17 protein-coding genes and 1 riboswitch are annotated in these 15,359 nt (G+C 68.0%); of the genes, 6 read left to right on the top strand and 11 right to left on the bottom strand.

Features of this window, described 5'->3' with window-relative positions:
- Positions 1 to 12 precede the first annotated feature (12 nt).
- From AABN02_RS20505 to AABN02_RS20495, 3 genes are read left to right on the top strand one after another with little or no spacing between them, the layout of a single operon-like run.
- On the top strand, positions 13 to 447 hold the full coding sequence (locus tag AABN02_RS20505; RefSeq protein ID WP_338416766.1) for a thioesterase family protein: 435 nt from the start codon (positions 13 to 15) through the stop codon (positions 445 to 447).
- 7 nt (positions 448 to 454) lie between these two features.
- A complete protein-coding gene (locus tag AABN02_RS20500) occupies positions 455 to 1,387 on the top strand; it encodes a permease (protein WP_338416765.1) in 933 nt (310 codons plus the stop codon).
- 52 nt (positions 1,388 to 1,439) lie between these two features.
- Complete coding sequence (locus AABN02_RS20495; RefSeq protein WP_338416764.1) at positions 1,440 to 1,748, top strand: hypothetical protein; 309 nt, start codon at positions 1,440 to 1,442, stop codon at positions 1,746 to 1,748.
- A 13-nt stretch (positions 1,749 to 1,761) separates the two neighbouring features.
- Here the strand turns inward: AABN02_RS20495 and AABN02_RS20490 are convergent, their stop codons facing one another.
- The 5 genes from AABN02_RS20490 to AABN02_RS20470 all read right to left on the bottom strand — a co-directional run bounded on the left by AABN02_RS20490 (position 1,762) and on the right by AABN02_RS20470 (position 5,651).
- Positions 1,762 to 2,442, bottom strand: coding sequence for a DUF484 family protein (locus AABN02_RS20490; protein ID WP_338416763.1), 681 nt, complete (start codon positions 2,440 to 2,442; stop codon positions 1,762 to 1,764).
- Positions 2,443 to 2,535: 93 nt separating this feature from the next.
- Positions 2,536 to 3,417 carry a diaminopimelate epimerase gene (gene dapF, locus AABN02_RS20485; protein ID WP_338416762.1) on the bottom strand — a complete coding sequence of 294 codons (882 nt, stop codon included), beginning with the start codon at positions 3,415 to 3,417 and terminating at the stop codon, positions 2,536 to 2,538.
- A gap of 7 nt (positions 3,418 to 3,424) precedes the next feature.
- Positions 3,425 to 3,856 (bottom strand): DUF86 domain-containing protein, encoded by a 432-nt coding sequence (locus tag AABN02_RS20480; protein WP_338416761.1) that lies wholly within the window; start codon positions 3,854 to 3,856, stop codon positions 3,425 to 3,427.
- 2 nt (positions 3,857 to 3,858) lie between these two features.
- On the bottom strand, positions 3,859 to 4,755 hold the full coding sequence (locus AABN02_RS20475) for a lipid A biosynthesis acyltransferase (protein WP_338416760.1): 897 nt from the start codon (positions 4,753 to 4,755) through the stop codon (positions 3,859 to 3,861).
- Positions 4,752 to 5,651 (bottom strand): lysophospholipid acyltransferase family protein, encoded by a 900-nt coding sequence (locus AABN02_RS20470; protein WP_338416788.1) that lies wholly within the window; start codon positions 5,649 to 5,651, stop codon positions 4,752 to 4,754. The genes AABN02_RS20475 and AABN02_RS20470 overlap by 4 nt, the downstream gene beginning before the upstream one ends.
- A gap of 226 nt (positions 5,652 to 5,877) precedes the next feature.
- Between AABN02_RS20470 and metK the strand changes: the two genes are divergently transcribed.
- Entirely contained in the window at positions 5,878 to 7,062 is a 1,185-nt protein-coding gene (gene metK, locus AABN02_RS20465) for a methionine adenosyltransferase (RefSeq protein ID WP_338416759.1), read from the top strand.
- Positions 7,063 to 7,198: 136 nt separating this feature from the next.
- Here the strand turns inward: metK and AABN02_RS20460 are convergent, their stop codons facing one another.
- From AABN02_RS20460 to purT, 5 genes are all read right to left on the bottom strand, one after another.
- Positions 7,199 to 7,885, bottom strand: coding sequence for a GNA1162 family protein (locus tag AABN02_RS20460; protein WP_338416758.1), 687 nt, complete (start codon positions 7,883 to 7,885; stop codon positions 7,199 to 7,201).
- 11 nt (positions 7,886 to 7,896) lie between these two features.
- Positions 7,897 to 8,256: a DUF4810 domain-containing protein gene (locus AABN02_RS20455; RefSeq protein ID WP_338416757.1), complete on the bottom strand. Its 360-nt coding sequence runs from the start codon at positions 8,254 to 8,256 to the stop codon at positions 7,897 to 7,899.
- Positions 8,256 to 8,942, bottom strand: a complete 687-nt coding sequence (locus tag AABN02_RS20450) for a CsgG/HfaB family protein (RefSeq protein WP_338416787.1) — start codon at positions 8,940 to 8,942, stop codon at positions 8,256 to 8,258. The genes AABN02_RS20455 and AABN02_RS20450 overlap by 1 nt, the downstream gene beginning before the upstream one ends.
- 191 nt (positions 8,943 to 9,133) lie before the next feature.
- Entirely contained in the window at positions 9,134 to 10,018 is an 885-nt protein-coding gene (locus AABN02_RS20445) for a ProQ/FinO family protein (RefSeq protein ID WP_338416756.1), read from the bottom strand.
- Positions 10,019 to 10,069: 51 nt separating this feature from the next.
- A complete protein-coding gene (purT, locus tag AABN02_RS20440) occupies positions 10,070 to 11,272 on the bottom strand; it encodes a formate-dependent phosphoribosylglycinamide formyltransferase (RefSeq protein ID WP_338416755.1) in 1,203 nt (400 codons plus the stop codon).
- A gap of 179 nt (positions 11,273 to 11,451) precedes the next feature.
- Here purT and ppk2 point away from each other — a divergent pair, with 179 nt between their 5' ends.
- A complete protein-coding gene (ppk2, locus tag AABN02_RS20435; protein WP_338416754.1) occupies positions 11,452 to 12,630 on the top strand; it encodes a polyphosphate kinase 2 in 1,179 nt (392 codons plus the stop codon).
- Positions 12,631 to 12,649: 19 nt separating this feature from the next.
- Here ppk2 and chrA read toward each other — a convergent pair whose 3' ends face one another.
- Positions 12,650 to 14,002: a chromate efflux transporter gene (gene chrA, locus AABN02_RS20430; RefSeq protein ID WP_338416753.1), complete on the bottom strand. Its 1,353-nt coding sequence runs from the start codon at positions 14,000 to 14,002 to the stop codon at positions 12,650 to 12,652.
- 78 nt (positions 14,003 to 14,080) lie between these two features.
- Positions 14,081 to 14,165: riboswitch (S-adenosyl-L-homocysteine riboswitch) on the top strand.
- Between the two features lie 114 nt (positions 14,166 to 14,279).
- Between chrA and AABN02_RS20425 the strand changes: the two genes are divergently transcribed.
- The coding region (locus AABN02_RS20425; RefSeq protein WP_338416752.1) for an adenosylhomocysteinase at positions 14,280 to 15,359 on the top strand (1,080 nt) is incomplete at its 3' end.

Below are 15,359 nucleotides of genomic sequence, written 5' to 3'. Positions count from 1 at the left end.
TACGATTCCCCCATGCACGCCCGCCCCACCTCCGCCGACTTCCCCCACCACCACCGCGTCACCACCCGCTGGACCGACAACGACTGCTACGGCCACGTCAACAACGCCATCTACTACCAGTACTTCGACAGCGTCATCAACGCCTACCTCATCGCCGAGGGCCAGCTCGACATCCACCGCGGCGATGTGGTCGGTTTCATCGTGCGCTCGGAGTGCGATTTCTTTGCCCCGGTCGCCTACCCGGGCGAGGTGGACATCGGCGTGGCGGTGGTCAAGCTCGGCAACTCCTCGGTGACCTACGAGACCGGCCTGTTCAAGCCGGGCGCGCCGGACGTCTGCGCGGTCGGCCGCATGGTGCATGTGTTCGTGGACACCGCGACGCAGCGCCCGGTGGCCATCCCGGCGTCGATCCGCGCCGCGCTGGCGCAGCTCGTGCGACCGGGTTGAGGCCGGGATGCTCGCGCGTCAGTTGCGGTGGATCGGGCTGGCCGGTGCGCTGGGCGTGGCCGGCTGGGTGGGCTGGTGCCTCCGGCAGGGGCTGGGTCTGGGCGCCACGCTGGGGCCGGTGCTGGCGCTGCTGGGCCTGAACGCGCTGGCCCTCGCGCTGGAGCAGGCGATGGCGGCGGCGGTCCACGGCCAGGATCCGGCGCCTCGGCCGAGCGTGGCGGCGCGGGGCCTGGCCTGGGCGCGCGAGCTGCGGGAATCGACCCTGGTGTTCGGCTGGGCGATGCCCTTCGCCAGCCAGCGCTGGCCGGACACGCCGACCGGGGCGGGCTCGGACGGACGCGGCGTGCTGCTGGTCCACGGCTACCTGTGCAACCGCGGCTTCTGGAACCAGTGGTATCCGCGGCTGCAGGCGCTGGGCGTGCCCTTTGTCGGCGTGAGCCTGGAGCCGGTGTTCTGCTCGATCGACGACTACGCGGACCAGATCGACGCCGCGCTGGTGCAACTCCAGCGCGCCACGGGGCAGGCGCCGCTGGTCGTCTGCCACAGCATGGGCGGCGTGGCGGTGCGGGCGTGGCGGCGGTCGCGGCTGCTGCGCGGCGAGGACGCTGCGGCGACGGACGCGCGCGTCCACCACGTCCTGACGCTCGGCACGCCGCACCGCGGCACCTGGCTCGCCCGCTTCGGGCAGCGGCCCAACGCGATCCAGATGCGCCGGAACAGCCCGTGGCTGCAGGTGCTGGCGGCCAGCGAATCGGCGGCGTGGCGGGCGCGGTTCACCTGCGTCTGGAGCGCGTGCGACAACGTCACCTTCCCGCCACGCTGCGCGACGCTGGACGGCGCAGCATCCGTCCACCAGCCCGGCCGCGGCCACCAGGACCTGCTCGATGATCCGGCCGTCTTCACGCGGGCGCTGGCCTTGCGCGGCACCGGGTCAACGTGAGGCGCGGTGGGCCGTTGATTCCCGAGACATTCATGTCGTGACGGGAATTCTGATGCTGATGCGCAATGTGGTTCGGGCCGGTTCGCTGGTATTGCTGGTGGCTGCAACGACGGGGTGCTGCGTGATGTCGCCTGTGCTCAGCGTCTGCGGGCCGGGCGGTGGATATGGTGGGCGTGGGGGTGGACACGGCGGCGGGCATGGCGGCGGACACGGCGGTGGGCACGGCGGTGGACGCCACCACCTGCTCGGTGCCGCGCCGCAGCCGGTGTCGGATGTCGCCGCCGTGGCCTCGGTCGAAACCGTGGCGCTGTCGTCGATGTACGTGGCGACGGACGCGGACGCTGCACCCGTCGAGCGCTGAGCACTGCGGCTGTTCAGTCCGAGTCGGGCAGCAGCCGCGTCACCGCGGCGCTGGCGAGTTCGCTGATGCGCATCAGGATGTCGGTGCCCATCTCGGGCGTGTAGCGCGTCGGGTCGGGTGAGCCCAGCACCAGCATCCCGAAGGCCGGCCCCGTGTAGCTGCGCCGCAGCGGCAACAGCGCCAGCGAGGCCACCGCCGAGGGATGGCCGAGCCAGCGCACCGCCTCGAAGGTGGTGTTGACGCCGCAATACGGCGTGCGCAGGCTGGAGGCGAAGCGCTTCAGCTCCGGCCCGACGCTGCGTGCCACCGGTTCATCGGCAAACGCGGGCGCAACGTCCCACAGCCGCATGGCGACCTGCGGGATGCGGAACTGCTCCTGCAGATCGACCACCAGCATGTCGGGCAGGTCGCGCGGATCGTTGACCAGCATCAGCGCGCAGATCCACTGGTGCAGGCGGTCGGTCAGCGCGGCGTTGTCCTGGCCGTTGCGGATCATGTCCATCAGCCGCCGCTCCAGACCGCGGATGCGCTCGCGCAGCATCTCCATCTGGCGCTGCTGCAGCGACACCGCGCGCGGGCCGTGCGGATTGGCCAGCTCGACGTGCGCGAGCAACTCGGCGTGGCGTTCGAAAAAGCCAGGTGTGCGCGCCAGATAACTGGCGATGTCGATTTCGGATAGGCCCTGCGTGCTCATGGGCAGCAGGGTATCGCAGGGTTTCCGGCCGATCCTGAGGAAAAGGCAGGCAGGCACCCGCCTTCATCGCCGGATTCAAGCGATCCGGAAATTTCAGTCCGGGAACGCCACGGTGCCTTCGAACACGGTCACGGCCGGCCCGGTCATGCGCACGCTGTGGCCGAGGCCGTCCCAGGCGATGGTGAGCCGCCCGCCGCGGGTGTCCACGTCGACCACCGCGTCCAGCCAGCCCAGCCGGATGCCGGCGACCACCGCCGCACACGCCCCGGTTCCGCAGGCCAGCGTTTCGCCCGCGCCGCGTTCGTACACGCGCAGCCGGACATGGCCACGGTCGACGACCTGCAGGAAGCCGGCGTTGACCTTGCGCGGAAAGCTGGCGTGCGCCTCGACCCACGGACCGACCGTGGCGACCGGCGCGGTGTCCACGTCCTCGACGCGCTGCACGGCGTGCGGGTTGCCCATCGACACGGCAGCGACCTCGACCACCTGTGCGGGATCGGCCGGGTTCGCCAGCGGCCAGAGTTCGAAGCCGTTGAGCAGCCGCGGCGTCAACCCGGTGGGTTCGAACGGGATCTGCGCGGGCGCGAAGATCGGCTGGTTCATGTCCACGGTGACGCGGCCGTCCAGCGTCATCTCCAGCACGATGCGGTTGTTCATCGTCTCGACGCGCACCGTGTCGCGGTCCGTCAGCCCGTGGTCGCGCACATAGCGCATGAAGCAGCGTGCGCCATTGCCGCAGTGCTCGACCTCCTCGCCGGTCGCGCCGTTGAAGATCCGGTAGCGGAAATCCGCATCGTCGGCGCGGGCCGGCTCGACCACGAGGATCTGGTCGGCGCCGATGCCGAAGCGCCGGTCGCCGAGGAAGCGCAGATCGGCTTCGCTCAGGTCGAGCGGCGCGCGGGTGGCGTCCAGCACGACGAAGTCGTTGCCGAGGCCGTGCATCTTGGTGAAGGGGAGGGGCGGGCGGGTGGTCATGGGGGAATTATCGCGCCCGTCCTTGCGCGTCGTCTTTCTGCAGCACCGCCTCTGTGTACCGCAGGAACTCCCCCAGATGCCGCGTGATCACCTCGACCGTTTCGGGCCACAGCAAGGCCAAGTCATCGCGGATCGCCTTGTCTTTGAACCGCACGACATGCTGAAGGTTGTCGGCCAGCTCTGCGTCTATCCAGCCGCCGTCCCGCAACACGTTGAACACGTCGCAAAGGTCGTGGGGTTCGCCAAGTTGCATCTTCCAGCCAACGTAGCGACCCAGGTCGAGCGCCGAACTGCAGGCGCGCACGATGTTCATGATGGCCGCATCCTGGCGTGTGATGTCCGCGGCGAACGTGTCGGGATTGCTGGCGTATTCCTCGCGTGCCCGGGCCACGCAGCGTGTGATGCGCGAACCCAGTTGAAGCAGAACGGCGCGCTCCATGGTCAATACAGCCCCGCCTCCCCAGGCGGCCGCGTCTTGAACCGCTTGTGCACCCACAGGTACTGCTCCGGCATCTTGCGCACCTCCTCCTCGATCCAGCGGTTGATGCGCGCGGTGTCGGCTTCGGCATCCGCGGTGGGGAAGTCGGGCCACGGGTCGAGCACGCGCAGGCGCCAGCCGGCACCGCCCGGCAGCATCTCGCCCACCACCGGTTGCACGGTCATGTTCAGCAGGTGCGCCATGCGCGACGGCGCCAGCAGCGTCGCCGCCGGCACGCCGAAGAAGGGCACGAAGGCCGCGTCCCGGGCGCCGAAGTCCATGTCCGGCAGGTTGAAGAACGCATCCCCGCGCTTGATCGCTCGCATCAGCGCCCGCGCACCTTCCTGCCGCGCATAGACCTCGACCCCGCCGAAGCGCAGCCGGCCGCGGCGCACGGCAGCGTCGAAGACCGGGTTGCTCTGGGCCTGGTAGATCGAGCCGGCGTGGCGCGTCTGGCTGAGCAGCAGGCCGATGCCGACCGCGTCCAGTGCCAGGAAGTGCGGCACGAGCCACATCACCGGGCGGTCGCTGCGCTCGGCGAGCTTCACGTCGCCTTCGACCTGGATCAGCCGCTGCAGCCGCTCGCGCGAGGCGTACCAGAGCACGCCGCGCTCCAGGAAGCTGCGGCCCAACCAGCCGAAGTGGGCGCGGGCGATGGCCTCGCGCTCGGCGAGGGGCTTCTCGGGCATGCAGAGTTCGAGGTTGCGTAGCGCGATGCGCCGGCGCGATTTGCCGAACTTCCACAGCAGTGCACCCAGCCCCAGGCCGAGCCGGTGTTGCGCGCCCATCGGCAGCCAGTGCAGCAGCCACAGCAGGCCCAGCACCGCATGGGCGCCAGCGCGGGAGAGGAACGATTTCATGCGGGATCGGAGGGCGTCGGTGCAGGGGTGTCGATCGGTCGAGGCGCCTTGTAGCGGTGGTAGCCCCAGAGGTACTGGCCGGGATTCTGGCGGATCAGTGTTTCCATCGCGCGATTGACCACGCCCGCGCCGAGTGCGGCCAACCGGTCGGGGTCCGGCTCGGCGCGTGTGTCGGGCAAGGATTCGGCTGGCTGGCGGACGCGGACCACGAAGCCACGCCCGGCCGGCAGCCGCTCGCAGCTCAGCAGCAGCCAGCATGCGCCGGTCTGCGCCACCAGCCGCGTCGCCAGCGTCATCGTGTAAGCCTCGCGGCCGAAGAACGGCGCCCACACGCCCATGCCCTCGGGCGGCACCTGGTCCGGCAGCAGGCCGATCGTGCCGCCCTTGCGCAGCGCTCGGATCATCTGGCGCACCCCGGCCAGCGTGGCCGGCGCCATCTCCAGGCCGGCCCGGTTGCGGGACTGCGCCACCAGATCGCGCAGCCAGGCCTTGCGGGCCGGGCGGTACAGCGCGGTCATCGGATACCGGGCGCCGAAGCGTTCGGCGTAGGCCTGGCCGATGATCTCGAAACAGCCCAGGTGCGGCGTCAGCAGCACCAGCCCGCGGCCCTCGGCCAGTGTTGCCTCCAGCAGATCCACCCCTTCCCAGCGCACCAGATCGCCCAGGCGCTCGTCGGGGCCGCGGCTCCACAGCCAGGGCAGCTCCGCCACCATGCGGCCGGCCGAGGCGATCGCCGGCCGCGCCGTTGGCCACGGCACACCGGCCTGGGCTACGTTGTCACGCAGGCGGCGGCGGTAGGTGGGCGAACCCAGGTAAGCCAGCCAGCCCAGCAGCGCGCCGATGGCGTGCAGCAGTGGCAGGGGCGTGCGTGCGCCCACTCGGAACAGGGTTGAAATCACGATGCTGGGGGCAGGACTAGAATTGAAAGTTCGCCGAGTTAAGGAACAACTTGCGGGGCGACGGGCCGGGGCAGACACCAACATGTCGAATCAGGCACGCTTCTTTCAGATTTCTCAATGAGATGCGCTGAAGTTGACCAAAACCGCTAAAGCGTTCGCCGCAGGCTCCCGAATAGCACGGCGACACGCCCCGATCAGCTTGTCCGACTTCAGGAGTTTATAAGTGGCGAACGATTTCCTCTTCACATCCGAATCCGTCTCGGAAGGTCACCCCGACAAGGTCGCTGACCAGATCTCCGACGCGATCCTCGACGCGATCTTCGAACAGGACCCGCGCAGCCGCGTGGCTGCCGAGACGCTGTGCAACACGGGCCTCGTCGTGCTGGCCGGCGAGATCACGACGAACGCGCACGTCGACTACATCCAGGTCGCCCGCGACACCATCAAGCGCATCGGCTACGACAACACCGAGTACGGCATCGACTACAAGGGCTGCGCGGTGCTGGTGGCCTACGACAAGCAGTCGAACGACATCGCCCAGGGCGTGGACCATGCCTCCGACGACCACCTGAACACCGGTGCCGGCGACCAAGGCCTGATGTTCGGCTACGCCTGCGACGAAACGCCCGAGCTGATGCCTGCGCCGATCTACTACGCGCACCGCCTCGTCGAGCGCCAGGCCCAGCTGCGCAAGGACGGCCGCATGCCCTTCCTGCGCCCGGACGCCAAGGGCCAGGTGACGATGCGCTACGTCGACGGCAAGCCGCACTCGATCGACACCGTCGTGCTCTCGACGCAGCACGACCCGGACCAGAGCGAGACGCAGACGACGATGAAGGCCTCCTTCATCGAGGCGATCCGCGAAGAGCTGATCAAGCCGGTGCTGCCGAAGGAGTGGATCACCGCGGACACCAAGTTCCTGATCAACCCGACCGGCCGCTTCGTCATCGGCGGCCCGCAAGGCGACTGCGGGCTGACCGGCCGCAAGATCATCGTGGACACCTACGGCGGCGCCTGCCCGCACGGCGGCGGCGCGTTCTCGGGCAAGGATCCGACCAAGGTGGACCGCTCAGCGGCCTACGCGGCGCGTTATGTGGCGAAGAACATCGTGGCGGCGGGGCTGGCCAAGCAGTGCCAGATCCAGGTGGCGTACGCGATCGGCGTGGCGCGGCCGATGAACGTGACGGTCTACACCGAAGGCACGGGCGTGATCCCGGACGAGAAGATCGCCGCGCTGGTCAACGAGTTCTTCGACCTGCGTCCGCGCGGGATCATCCAGATGCTGGACCTGCTGCGGCCGATCTATGCGAAGACCGCCGCCTACGGGCACTTCGGGCGGGAGGAGCCGGAGTTCACGTGGGAGCGCACCGACAAGGCCCAACTGCTGCGGGCCGCTGCCGGGCTGTGATGGTCACTTGGTCCTGAATACGCAGGTGCCGACTGATCTGCGGTGGAAATGAAAATGGGCCGCGACTTGCGGCCCATTGGCTTTTCGGGGGACTGGTTTCGGCCATCGCGTGGATGTCAGGCGCGGCAGTCCCGTGTCAAGGTTGTGCCGCGTCCTTGCCTTGGCCGACTGCCCGGGCGCCCCAGAGCAGACCGCGAGGCTGTCCCGCCTGCAGCAAGGTCGAGCTGGTGACGCCGGCAACCCGGTGACCCATGTCGGTCGCGGTGTTCGTGATCTGCTTGAGCACTGCAGTCACCAGCATCACCGCCAAACTCCCTTGACTGTTGGAGCCGCCGTCTTGTGCTCGCGCTGAGCCAGTCCAAAGTAGTGTTCCGGTCTTCAAGTCGACCAGTCGCGCATTGGCCGCCACGGAAGTGACACTATTGAGAACCAGGAACTGGGTACCGAACTGGGTGACATCAATATACAGACCGGCATCCGCACCAAAAATGCTCTGCAATTTCTGCGGCGCCAGTGCTTGGGCTTCCGCGGGTGTCTGGATACCGTTTTCGCGCAGTGTCTCGGCCACCAGCGCGACCGGGATCACGTAGTAGCCCGATTCCGCGAGCGGCATCGTGGCGTGGGACCAAAGGCTGCTGCTTGCGTTGATGTCTGGTGACTGGCTGGTTGGTGGCAGAACCAGAATGGATGCCGGCATGTGCTGCCGGTAGGCGGTGTAGTCGTATGGCGGAGCTTTGGTTGCACAGCCGGCCAAGCCAAGGACACCTGCGATTGCAGTCAACGCCAAGGCGCGGGGGATGGAGGGCATCTTGGTAGGGTTCATGGTTGGATGCCTCATTTCTTGAATTTGGCCAGCAGGAAGTCCATGAATGTCGTCGACTCAGGGAACTGCGTCTTTTCTGCTTGCCACGCCTGCTGTGCCTGGTCGGCCTTGCCGGTCGTCAAGTAGAGAAGACCGAGGTGCGCTTGAAGCCCTGGCGGCAGGCGCCCGTTCTTGGAGCGGGCCTTCTCGATGTCCTCTTCGAGGGATGCGATCTGCTTCTCGGGGCCCTCGGGGGCCCCCTGCAATTGACTGTAGACGGCGGACGTGTATCCACCCCAGGCATACAGCGGCGGTTTCTGGGTTGCACACCCGGCGAGGACTGCTGCAGCCCCGCACATCAGTGTGAGACGGACGAGGAGGGCCGCCGGCATCATTGACCTCCTGGCGTCCAGGCGCCTGCCTGTGCGCCCTTGGCGAGTTTGTCGACGGCCTCCCGAATGGCCATGTCCAGCACCTTGCCGTTCAGCGTTGAGTCGTAGCTGGCGGTACCGCCAAAACCGATCACTTCCCGGTTGGACAGGCTGTATTCGGCCGCGCCCTGGCTCGAATAGACGACTTCGGCGGTTCCGGTCTTGACGACGTTCAAGGTGACCTTGGCATAGGCAATTTGCTGCTTCCCCCGACCGAGTACCCCGAAGAATTGCTGATCGCCGATTTCCTTGCGACCAAACTCCGTGACATCGCCGGTGATCACGTATTGCGCTGCACGGATCGCACTGGCAGCTGCACCCTGATAGCCGCTTTCCTGCTTGATTTCTTGCAGGTTGTCTCGGTCTAGCACACTGAAGCGCTGCGTTTGCTGCAGGTGGGAAATGAGAATGGTCTTGGCTTGGCTGCCCAAACGGTCTACCCCGTCGGAAAATACGCCACGCATGTAGGAAGAGCGGTTGTCGAATTTGCCGATGACGATTGGGTGACGGGGGCCGTTGTATGGCTGTGCAGCAACCGATACCGGCTGTACGTCGATGGCGCGTGAGGATTCGGTGGCGCAGCCAACCAATACGGTAGATGCGGAAATAGCCAGAATGCTGACTAATACCTGACGACGTAGGTTGATTTTCAAGTGAAACTCCCGATGATGAAAACGATTGCGGCACGCGATGCTGCAGGTTTCTTGATTCCCGATGTTCGTCGGGAAAACCGTTGCATTGCGTGCCGAGGACGTTACTTCAGCTTTCGGGAGGGGCTGCCAGTTACCGCCAGGCGATTCGTGCAGTTATTGGCAAATATATTCCGGCGGTGGATGGCTCAGCGCTTCGGTGGCCTGCGTTGCAAGCCACCTTCCGTGGGGGCCGCCTCCCCGCGACGACCTTGCCTTGCCGCGTCGTCGCGACGGGGTCCCGGTCGGTCGTTTCGCAGACCTTCCGGGGGACGGTGTCCTGGCTGGTCCGCCATCGCCGGCCGATTCGCCACCCACTCCGCCATTTCCTTGCGCGCGATCTCCAGCACCCGGTCCAGATCCGCCTCCGGCAGCCCCTTCAGCACGCAGAAGTTCGCCCGCGTGAGCGTGGTCTTCTCGAAGTCGCGCAGCAGTTGCGCGCGGTTGCGGCGCTTCTGCTCCTGCAGTTCCTGCTCTTCGCGCTGCTGGGTCTGGGCGGCGCGTTCCTCGGCGCGGGCCTTGTCGCGGTTGGCGCGTTCGGCCTCGGCTTCCTTGGCGCGGCGCTCCTGGTGCACGGCGCGGCGGCGGTCCAGCTCTTCCTGGGCGATCTGGCGGTGTTCGTCGGTGATCTCGCCGGCGGGCTGGCCGTCGAGGTCGACGCGGTGCTCGGCCTTGGTCAGCGCGATCAGGTAGGCGGTCGTGCCGGTGTGGCGGCGCAGGAACGCCGACATCACCGCCTTGGTGAACACGCCCGGCGCGCGTTCCTTGATGTCGGCCTGGATGCGCAGCTTCAGCGGCTTGGCGACGTTGCCAGCGAACAGGGCGGGGAAGCGGTCCTTGAGCTGGCGGGCGCACTCCGACGGGGTCATCTCGGGCACCTTGACCACGGGTTCGGCCGCGGCCTCGGCCACGGCAGCGTCCGCCACCGGCTCCGTCACGGGCTCGACGGCGGCATCCGCGACGGGCTCGGCGATGGACTCGGCGACGGGCTGTGCAGCCTCTTCAGGGACGATCGGGGTGTCAGACGTGGACATGGGGCGGTGGTCGTTGGGACAGAAAAGGGCTCCATTGTGGCGGCAAGCGACTTACGCCGTCCGCGGCCGCACCTTCGACGCTGCCAGCTTGGCCTGCACCCGCGCCGTTTCCACGTCCGCGTCGTGCACCAGCGCCACGCCCATGCGGCGCTTGACGAAGCTCTCCGGCTTGCCGAACAGGCGGATCTCGGAGTTCGGCACGCGCAGCGCCTCGTCCACGCCGTCGAACACGATGCCCGCCGCGTCGATGCCGCCGTAGATGACCGCGCTGGCACCCGGGCTCTTCAGCGCGGTGCTCACCGGCAGGCCGAGGATGGCGCGGGCGTGCAGCTCGAACTCGTTTTGCCACTGGGTGATCATCGTGACCATGCCGGTGTCGTGCGGGCGCGGGCTGACCTCGCTGAACCAGACCTGCGCGCCCTTGACGAACAGCTCCACGCCGAACAGCCCCTGGCCGCCGAGGTTGTCGGTCACGGCCTTGGCGATGCGGCGGGACTCTTCGAGCGCGGCGGGGTGCATCGGGTGCGGCTGCCAGCTTTCCACGTAGTCGCCGCTGACCTGGACGTGGCCGATCGGGTCGCAGAAGTGGGTCTCGACCTGGCCGTCCGCCCCGAGGGCGCGCACGGTGAGCAGGGTGATCTCGTAGTCGAAGTCGATGAAGCCCTCGACGATGACGCGGCCGTGGCTGACCCGGCCGCCCGCCATCGCGTGGTCCCAGGCCTTGGCCACGTCGGCGGGGCCGTCGATCTTGCTCTGGCCCTTGCCGGAGCTGCTCATCACCGGCTTGACGACGCAGGGGTAGCCGATGCCGGCGTCGATCGCGGCCTGCAGCTCGGCCAGTGAATCGCAGAACTGGTACGGGCTGGTCGGCAGCCCGAGCGTCTCGGCGGCGAGGCGGCGGATGCCCTCGCGGTCCATCGTCAGCCGTGCGGCGCGGGCGGTGGGGATGACGCGCACGACACCTTCCGCTTCCAGCGCTTCGAGCGTCTGCGTGGCGATGGCCTCGATCTCGGGCACGACGAAATCCGGGCGCTCGGCCTCGATCAGCGCACGCAGCGCGGCGGGGTCGCTCATCGCGATGGTGCGGGCGTGGTGCGCGACCTGCTGGCCGGGGGCGTTCTCGTAGCGGTCGACGGCGATGGTCTCGACGCCCAGGCGCTGCAGCGCGATCAGGACTTCCTTGCCGAGTTCACCGCTGCCGAGCAGCATGACGCGGGTGGCGTTCGGGGAATGGGGGGTACCGAGTGCTTGCATGGTGGGTGTCCGGGGCGGGCAGCGCAGATGAACAAACCCTGATTGTCGCTGCCAGACAGCCGGTTGGCGCCCTCTCAGGGTTTGCCCAAACAGGCGGGAATTGACGGGGCGCAAGGACGGCGGCGCGCCGGGTTTCCATCATGGTGTCACCGCACCAGGATGATGTCCGAGGAGTCCCCATGACTGTCAAGAAGCGCGCCGACGCCGCCGTTCCCGCCCCCCGCCGCCGCGCGCCGCGCAAGTCCGCCGCGCTGGTGCCCACCCCGGTGGTGATGGCCGACAAGTCCGTGCCGATCACGGCGGCGCGGCTGGAGCGCTACGAGGTCAGCGCCGCGACCGAGGCCGCCCGCGAGGTGCAGGCGCTGGCGGTGACCGATCTGATGGCGCGCCATGCCCGCGGCGACGGGGACGGCGAGTGGCGCGTGCAGCTGCAGGCGCTGATCGATGGTGCCTCGCCAGACGATCTGGCTGTGTTGCGGCGCACGCTGCTGAGCCGGGACCAAGGCGTCGCGCCGGGCGTGAACCCGGATCTGGAGCTGTCGGCGGGCTGGCGCGAGGGCGCCTATCCCTACCGCCACCTGCTCTCGCGCAAGAGCTACGAGAAGCAGAAGTACCGGCTGCAGGTGGAGCTGCTCAAGCTGCAGGCCTGGGTGAAGGAGACCGGGGCGCGCGTGATCATCCTGTTCGAGGGCCGTGACGCGGCCGGCAAGGGCGGCACGATCAAGCGCTTCATGGAACACCTCAATCCACGTGGTGCCCGGGTGGTGGCGCTGGAAAAACCCAGCGAGGTCGAGAGCGGCCAGTGGTACTTCCAGCGCTATGTGCAGCACCTGCCCACGCGCGGCGAGATCGTGCTGTTCGACCGCAGCTGGTACAACCGCGCCGGCGTCGAGCGGGTGATGGGCTTCTGCGGCGACGCGCAGTACGAGCAGTTCATGCGCGAGGCGCCCGAGTTCGAGCGCAACCTGGTGCGCAGCGGCATCCACGTCTTCAAGTTCTGGTTCTCGGTCAGCCGGGCCGAGCAGCGCCGCCGCTTCAAGGAGCGCCAGGGCCATCCGCTCAAGCAGTGGAAACTCAGCCCGATCGACCTGGCCTCGCTCGACAAGTGGGACGACTACACCCGCGCCAAGGAGGCGATGTTCCTGCACACCGACACGCCCGATTCGCCCTGGACCGTGATCAAGTCGGACTGCAAGAAGCGCGCACGGCTCAACGCGATGCGCTACGTGCTGCACCGGCTGCCCTACTCGAACAAGGACGTGACCACCATCGGGCCGGCCGATCCGCTGATCGTCGGGCGGCCGTCGCTGGTGCAGGGCGGCTTCGAGGACCAGATCGCCTCGAACGGGGCAAGCTGAACCGGCCTGCCGCCCGGATTCAGCCGCCCAGCACGGTGCGGGCGATCAGCCCCAGCACCGCACAGGCGGCGATGACCTGCACCACCGAGCGCTGGTAGCGCAGCAGCGCCACCGCGGCGCCGGCGGCGATCAAGGCGGAGACCACGTCGAAGCGTCCGCCGAAGCCGCTCGGCCACAGCACGTGGTAGCCGAAGAACAGCGCCAGGTTCAGCACCACGCCGACCACCGCCGCGGTGATGGCGGTCAGCGGCGCGGTGAACTTGAGGTTCTGGTGCGTGGACTCGACCAGCGGACCGCCCGCCAGGATGAAGACGAAGGACGGCAGGAAGGTGAACCAGGTCACCAGCGCCGCCGCCGCTGCGCCGGCCAGGAAGAGCTGGTCCGGCCCGAACAGCGCCTTCACGTAGCCGCCGATGAAGCCGACGAAGGCCACCACCATGATCAGCGGGCCAGGCGTGGTCTCGCCGAGCGCCAGGCCGTCGATCATCTGCGTCGGCGTGAGCCAGCCGAAGTGGCCGACCGCCCCCTGCCAGACGTAGGGCAGCACCGCGTAGGCGCCACCGAAGGTCAGCAGCGCGGCCTTGGTGAAGAACCAGCCCATGCGCGTGAGCGTGTGCTCCCAGCCGAGGCTGGTGGTGAGCAGCGCCATCGGCACCGACCAGAGCAGCGCGCCCGCACCGAGCACGCGCGCCAGCCGCGGCCAGCGGAAGCGGGCGTGTTCGGGGGTTGGCGTGTCGTCGTCGATCAGCGCGGGGCCGGCGGAGGTCTTGGCCGCGCCGTGGCCACCGCCGGTGCGGAAGGTGTCCGGCGCAATCCGGCCGCCCACCGCGCCGACCGCCGCCGCCGCCAGCACGATGGCGGGGAAGGGCACGTTCAGCGCAAAGAGCGCGACGAAGGCCGCGGCCGCGATCGCCCACAGCGTGGCGTTCTTCAGCGCCCGCGCGCCGATGCGGTGCGCGGCCTGCACGACGATGGCGGTGACGGCCGGCTTGATGCCGTAGAACAGCCCGGCCACCAGCGGCTGCGTGCCAAAGGCGATGTAGACCCACGACAGCGCGATCAGCAGCAGCAGCGACGGCAGCACGAACAGCCCGCCCGCGACCAGCCCGCCCGCGGTGCGGTGCATCAGCCAGCCGATGTAGGTGGCGAGCTGCTGCGCTTCGGGGCCGGGCAGCACCATGCAGTAGTTCAGCGCGTGCAGGAAGCGCCGCTCGGAGATCCAGCGCCGGCGCTCGACCAGCTCCTGGTGCATCAGCGCGATCTGCCCGGCGGGTCCGCCGAAGCTGATGAAACCGAGTTTCAGCCAGAAGCGCAGGGCTTCGCCCAAGGAAACGGCCGCCGGGGGCGCGAGGTGGTCCGCAGAGGAAGGCATGGCATGACCCGGAAAAGCGACGGACACCCGGCCCTGCTTGGCACAACGGGCCGCCCGAGGTGGCTACAATCGCGCCTCGTGTTCGAGGAGCGTTGCAAGATCGGTGGTTGTACCCGATCCCAGGCTCGAACCCCTTTTCACAAGGCAACGGCGCTCACCCGCTCGCCCGCATCGCGGCGAGGGCACAGGGTGAGCCGGCAAGGTTGCCGCTTTCGTGACCCCTGACTGGCCCGCGCGTCGATGCAGTGAGCGGCTCATCCTTCGGAGCCCATTCCTCATGAACGCTGTCGTCAAGTCTGTCCACACCCCCGATTTCCTCGTCGCCGATCTGGCGCTGGCCGCCTGGGGCCGCAAGGAAATCCGCATCGCGGAAACCGAGATGCCCGGCCTGATGGCCATCCGCGAAGAGTTCGCCGCGAAGCAGCCGCTCAAGGGTGCGCGCATCACCGGCTCGCTGCACATGACGATCCAGACCGCCGTGCTGGTCGAGACGCTGCAGGCCCTCGGCGCCGACGTGCGCTGGGCTTCGTGCAACATCTTCTCGACGCAGGACCACGCCGCCGCTGCGCTGGCCGTCAAGGGCACGCCGGTGTTTGCCTACAAGGGCGAGACGCTGGCCGACTACTGGGACTACACCCACCGCATCTTCGACTTCGGCGCCGCCGGCACGCCCGGCGAAGGCCCGAACATGATCCTGGACGACGGCGGCGACGCCACGCTGCTGATGCACCTCGGCCAGCGTGCCGAGCGTGACCTGTCGCTGCTCGACCACCCGAAGAGCGAAGAGGAAACCTGCCTCTACGCCTCGATCCGCGCCAAGATCGCCGCCGATCCGACCTGGTACACCCGCAAGGCCGCCGAGATCATCGGCGTGACCGAGGAAACCACGACGGGCGTGCACCGCCTGAAGGAAATGTCGGCCGCCGGCACGCTGCTGTTCCGCGCGATCAACGTCAACGACTCGGTCACCAAGAGCAAGTTCGACAACAAGTACGGCTGCCGTCACTCACTGATCGACGGAATCAACCGCGCGACCGACACCATGATCGGCGGCAAGGTTGCCGTCGTCTGTGGCTTCGGCGATGTCGGAAAGGGCTCTGCAGACTCACTGCGCGGTCAGGGCGCACGCGTCATCGTCACTGAGATCGATCCGATCTGCGCACTGCAGGCAGCGATGGACGGCTACCAGGTCGCGCTTCTGGACGACGTGCTTGACGTCGCAGACATCTTCATCACCGCAACTGGTTGCTACGACGTCATCACGGCGGAGCAGATGTCGAAGATGAAGCATCAGGCAATTGTTGGCAACATCGGGCACTTCGACAATGAGATCGACATCGCGGGCCTCGCGGCAACG

It is taken from the genome of uncultured Sphaerotilus sp., from assembly GCF_963924895.1.
In the GTDB taxonomy this organism is placed as follows: domain Bacteria; phylum Pseudomonadota; class Gammaproteobacteria; order Burkholderiales; family Burkholderiaceae_C; genus Sphaerotilus.
The sequence above is the reverse complement of the archived record's forward strand: the minus strand, read 5'-3'. Positions and strand labels throughout refer to the sequence as shown.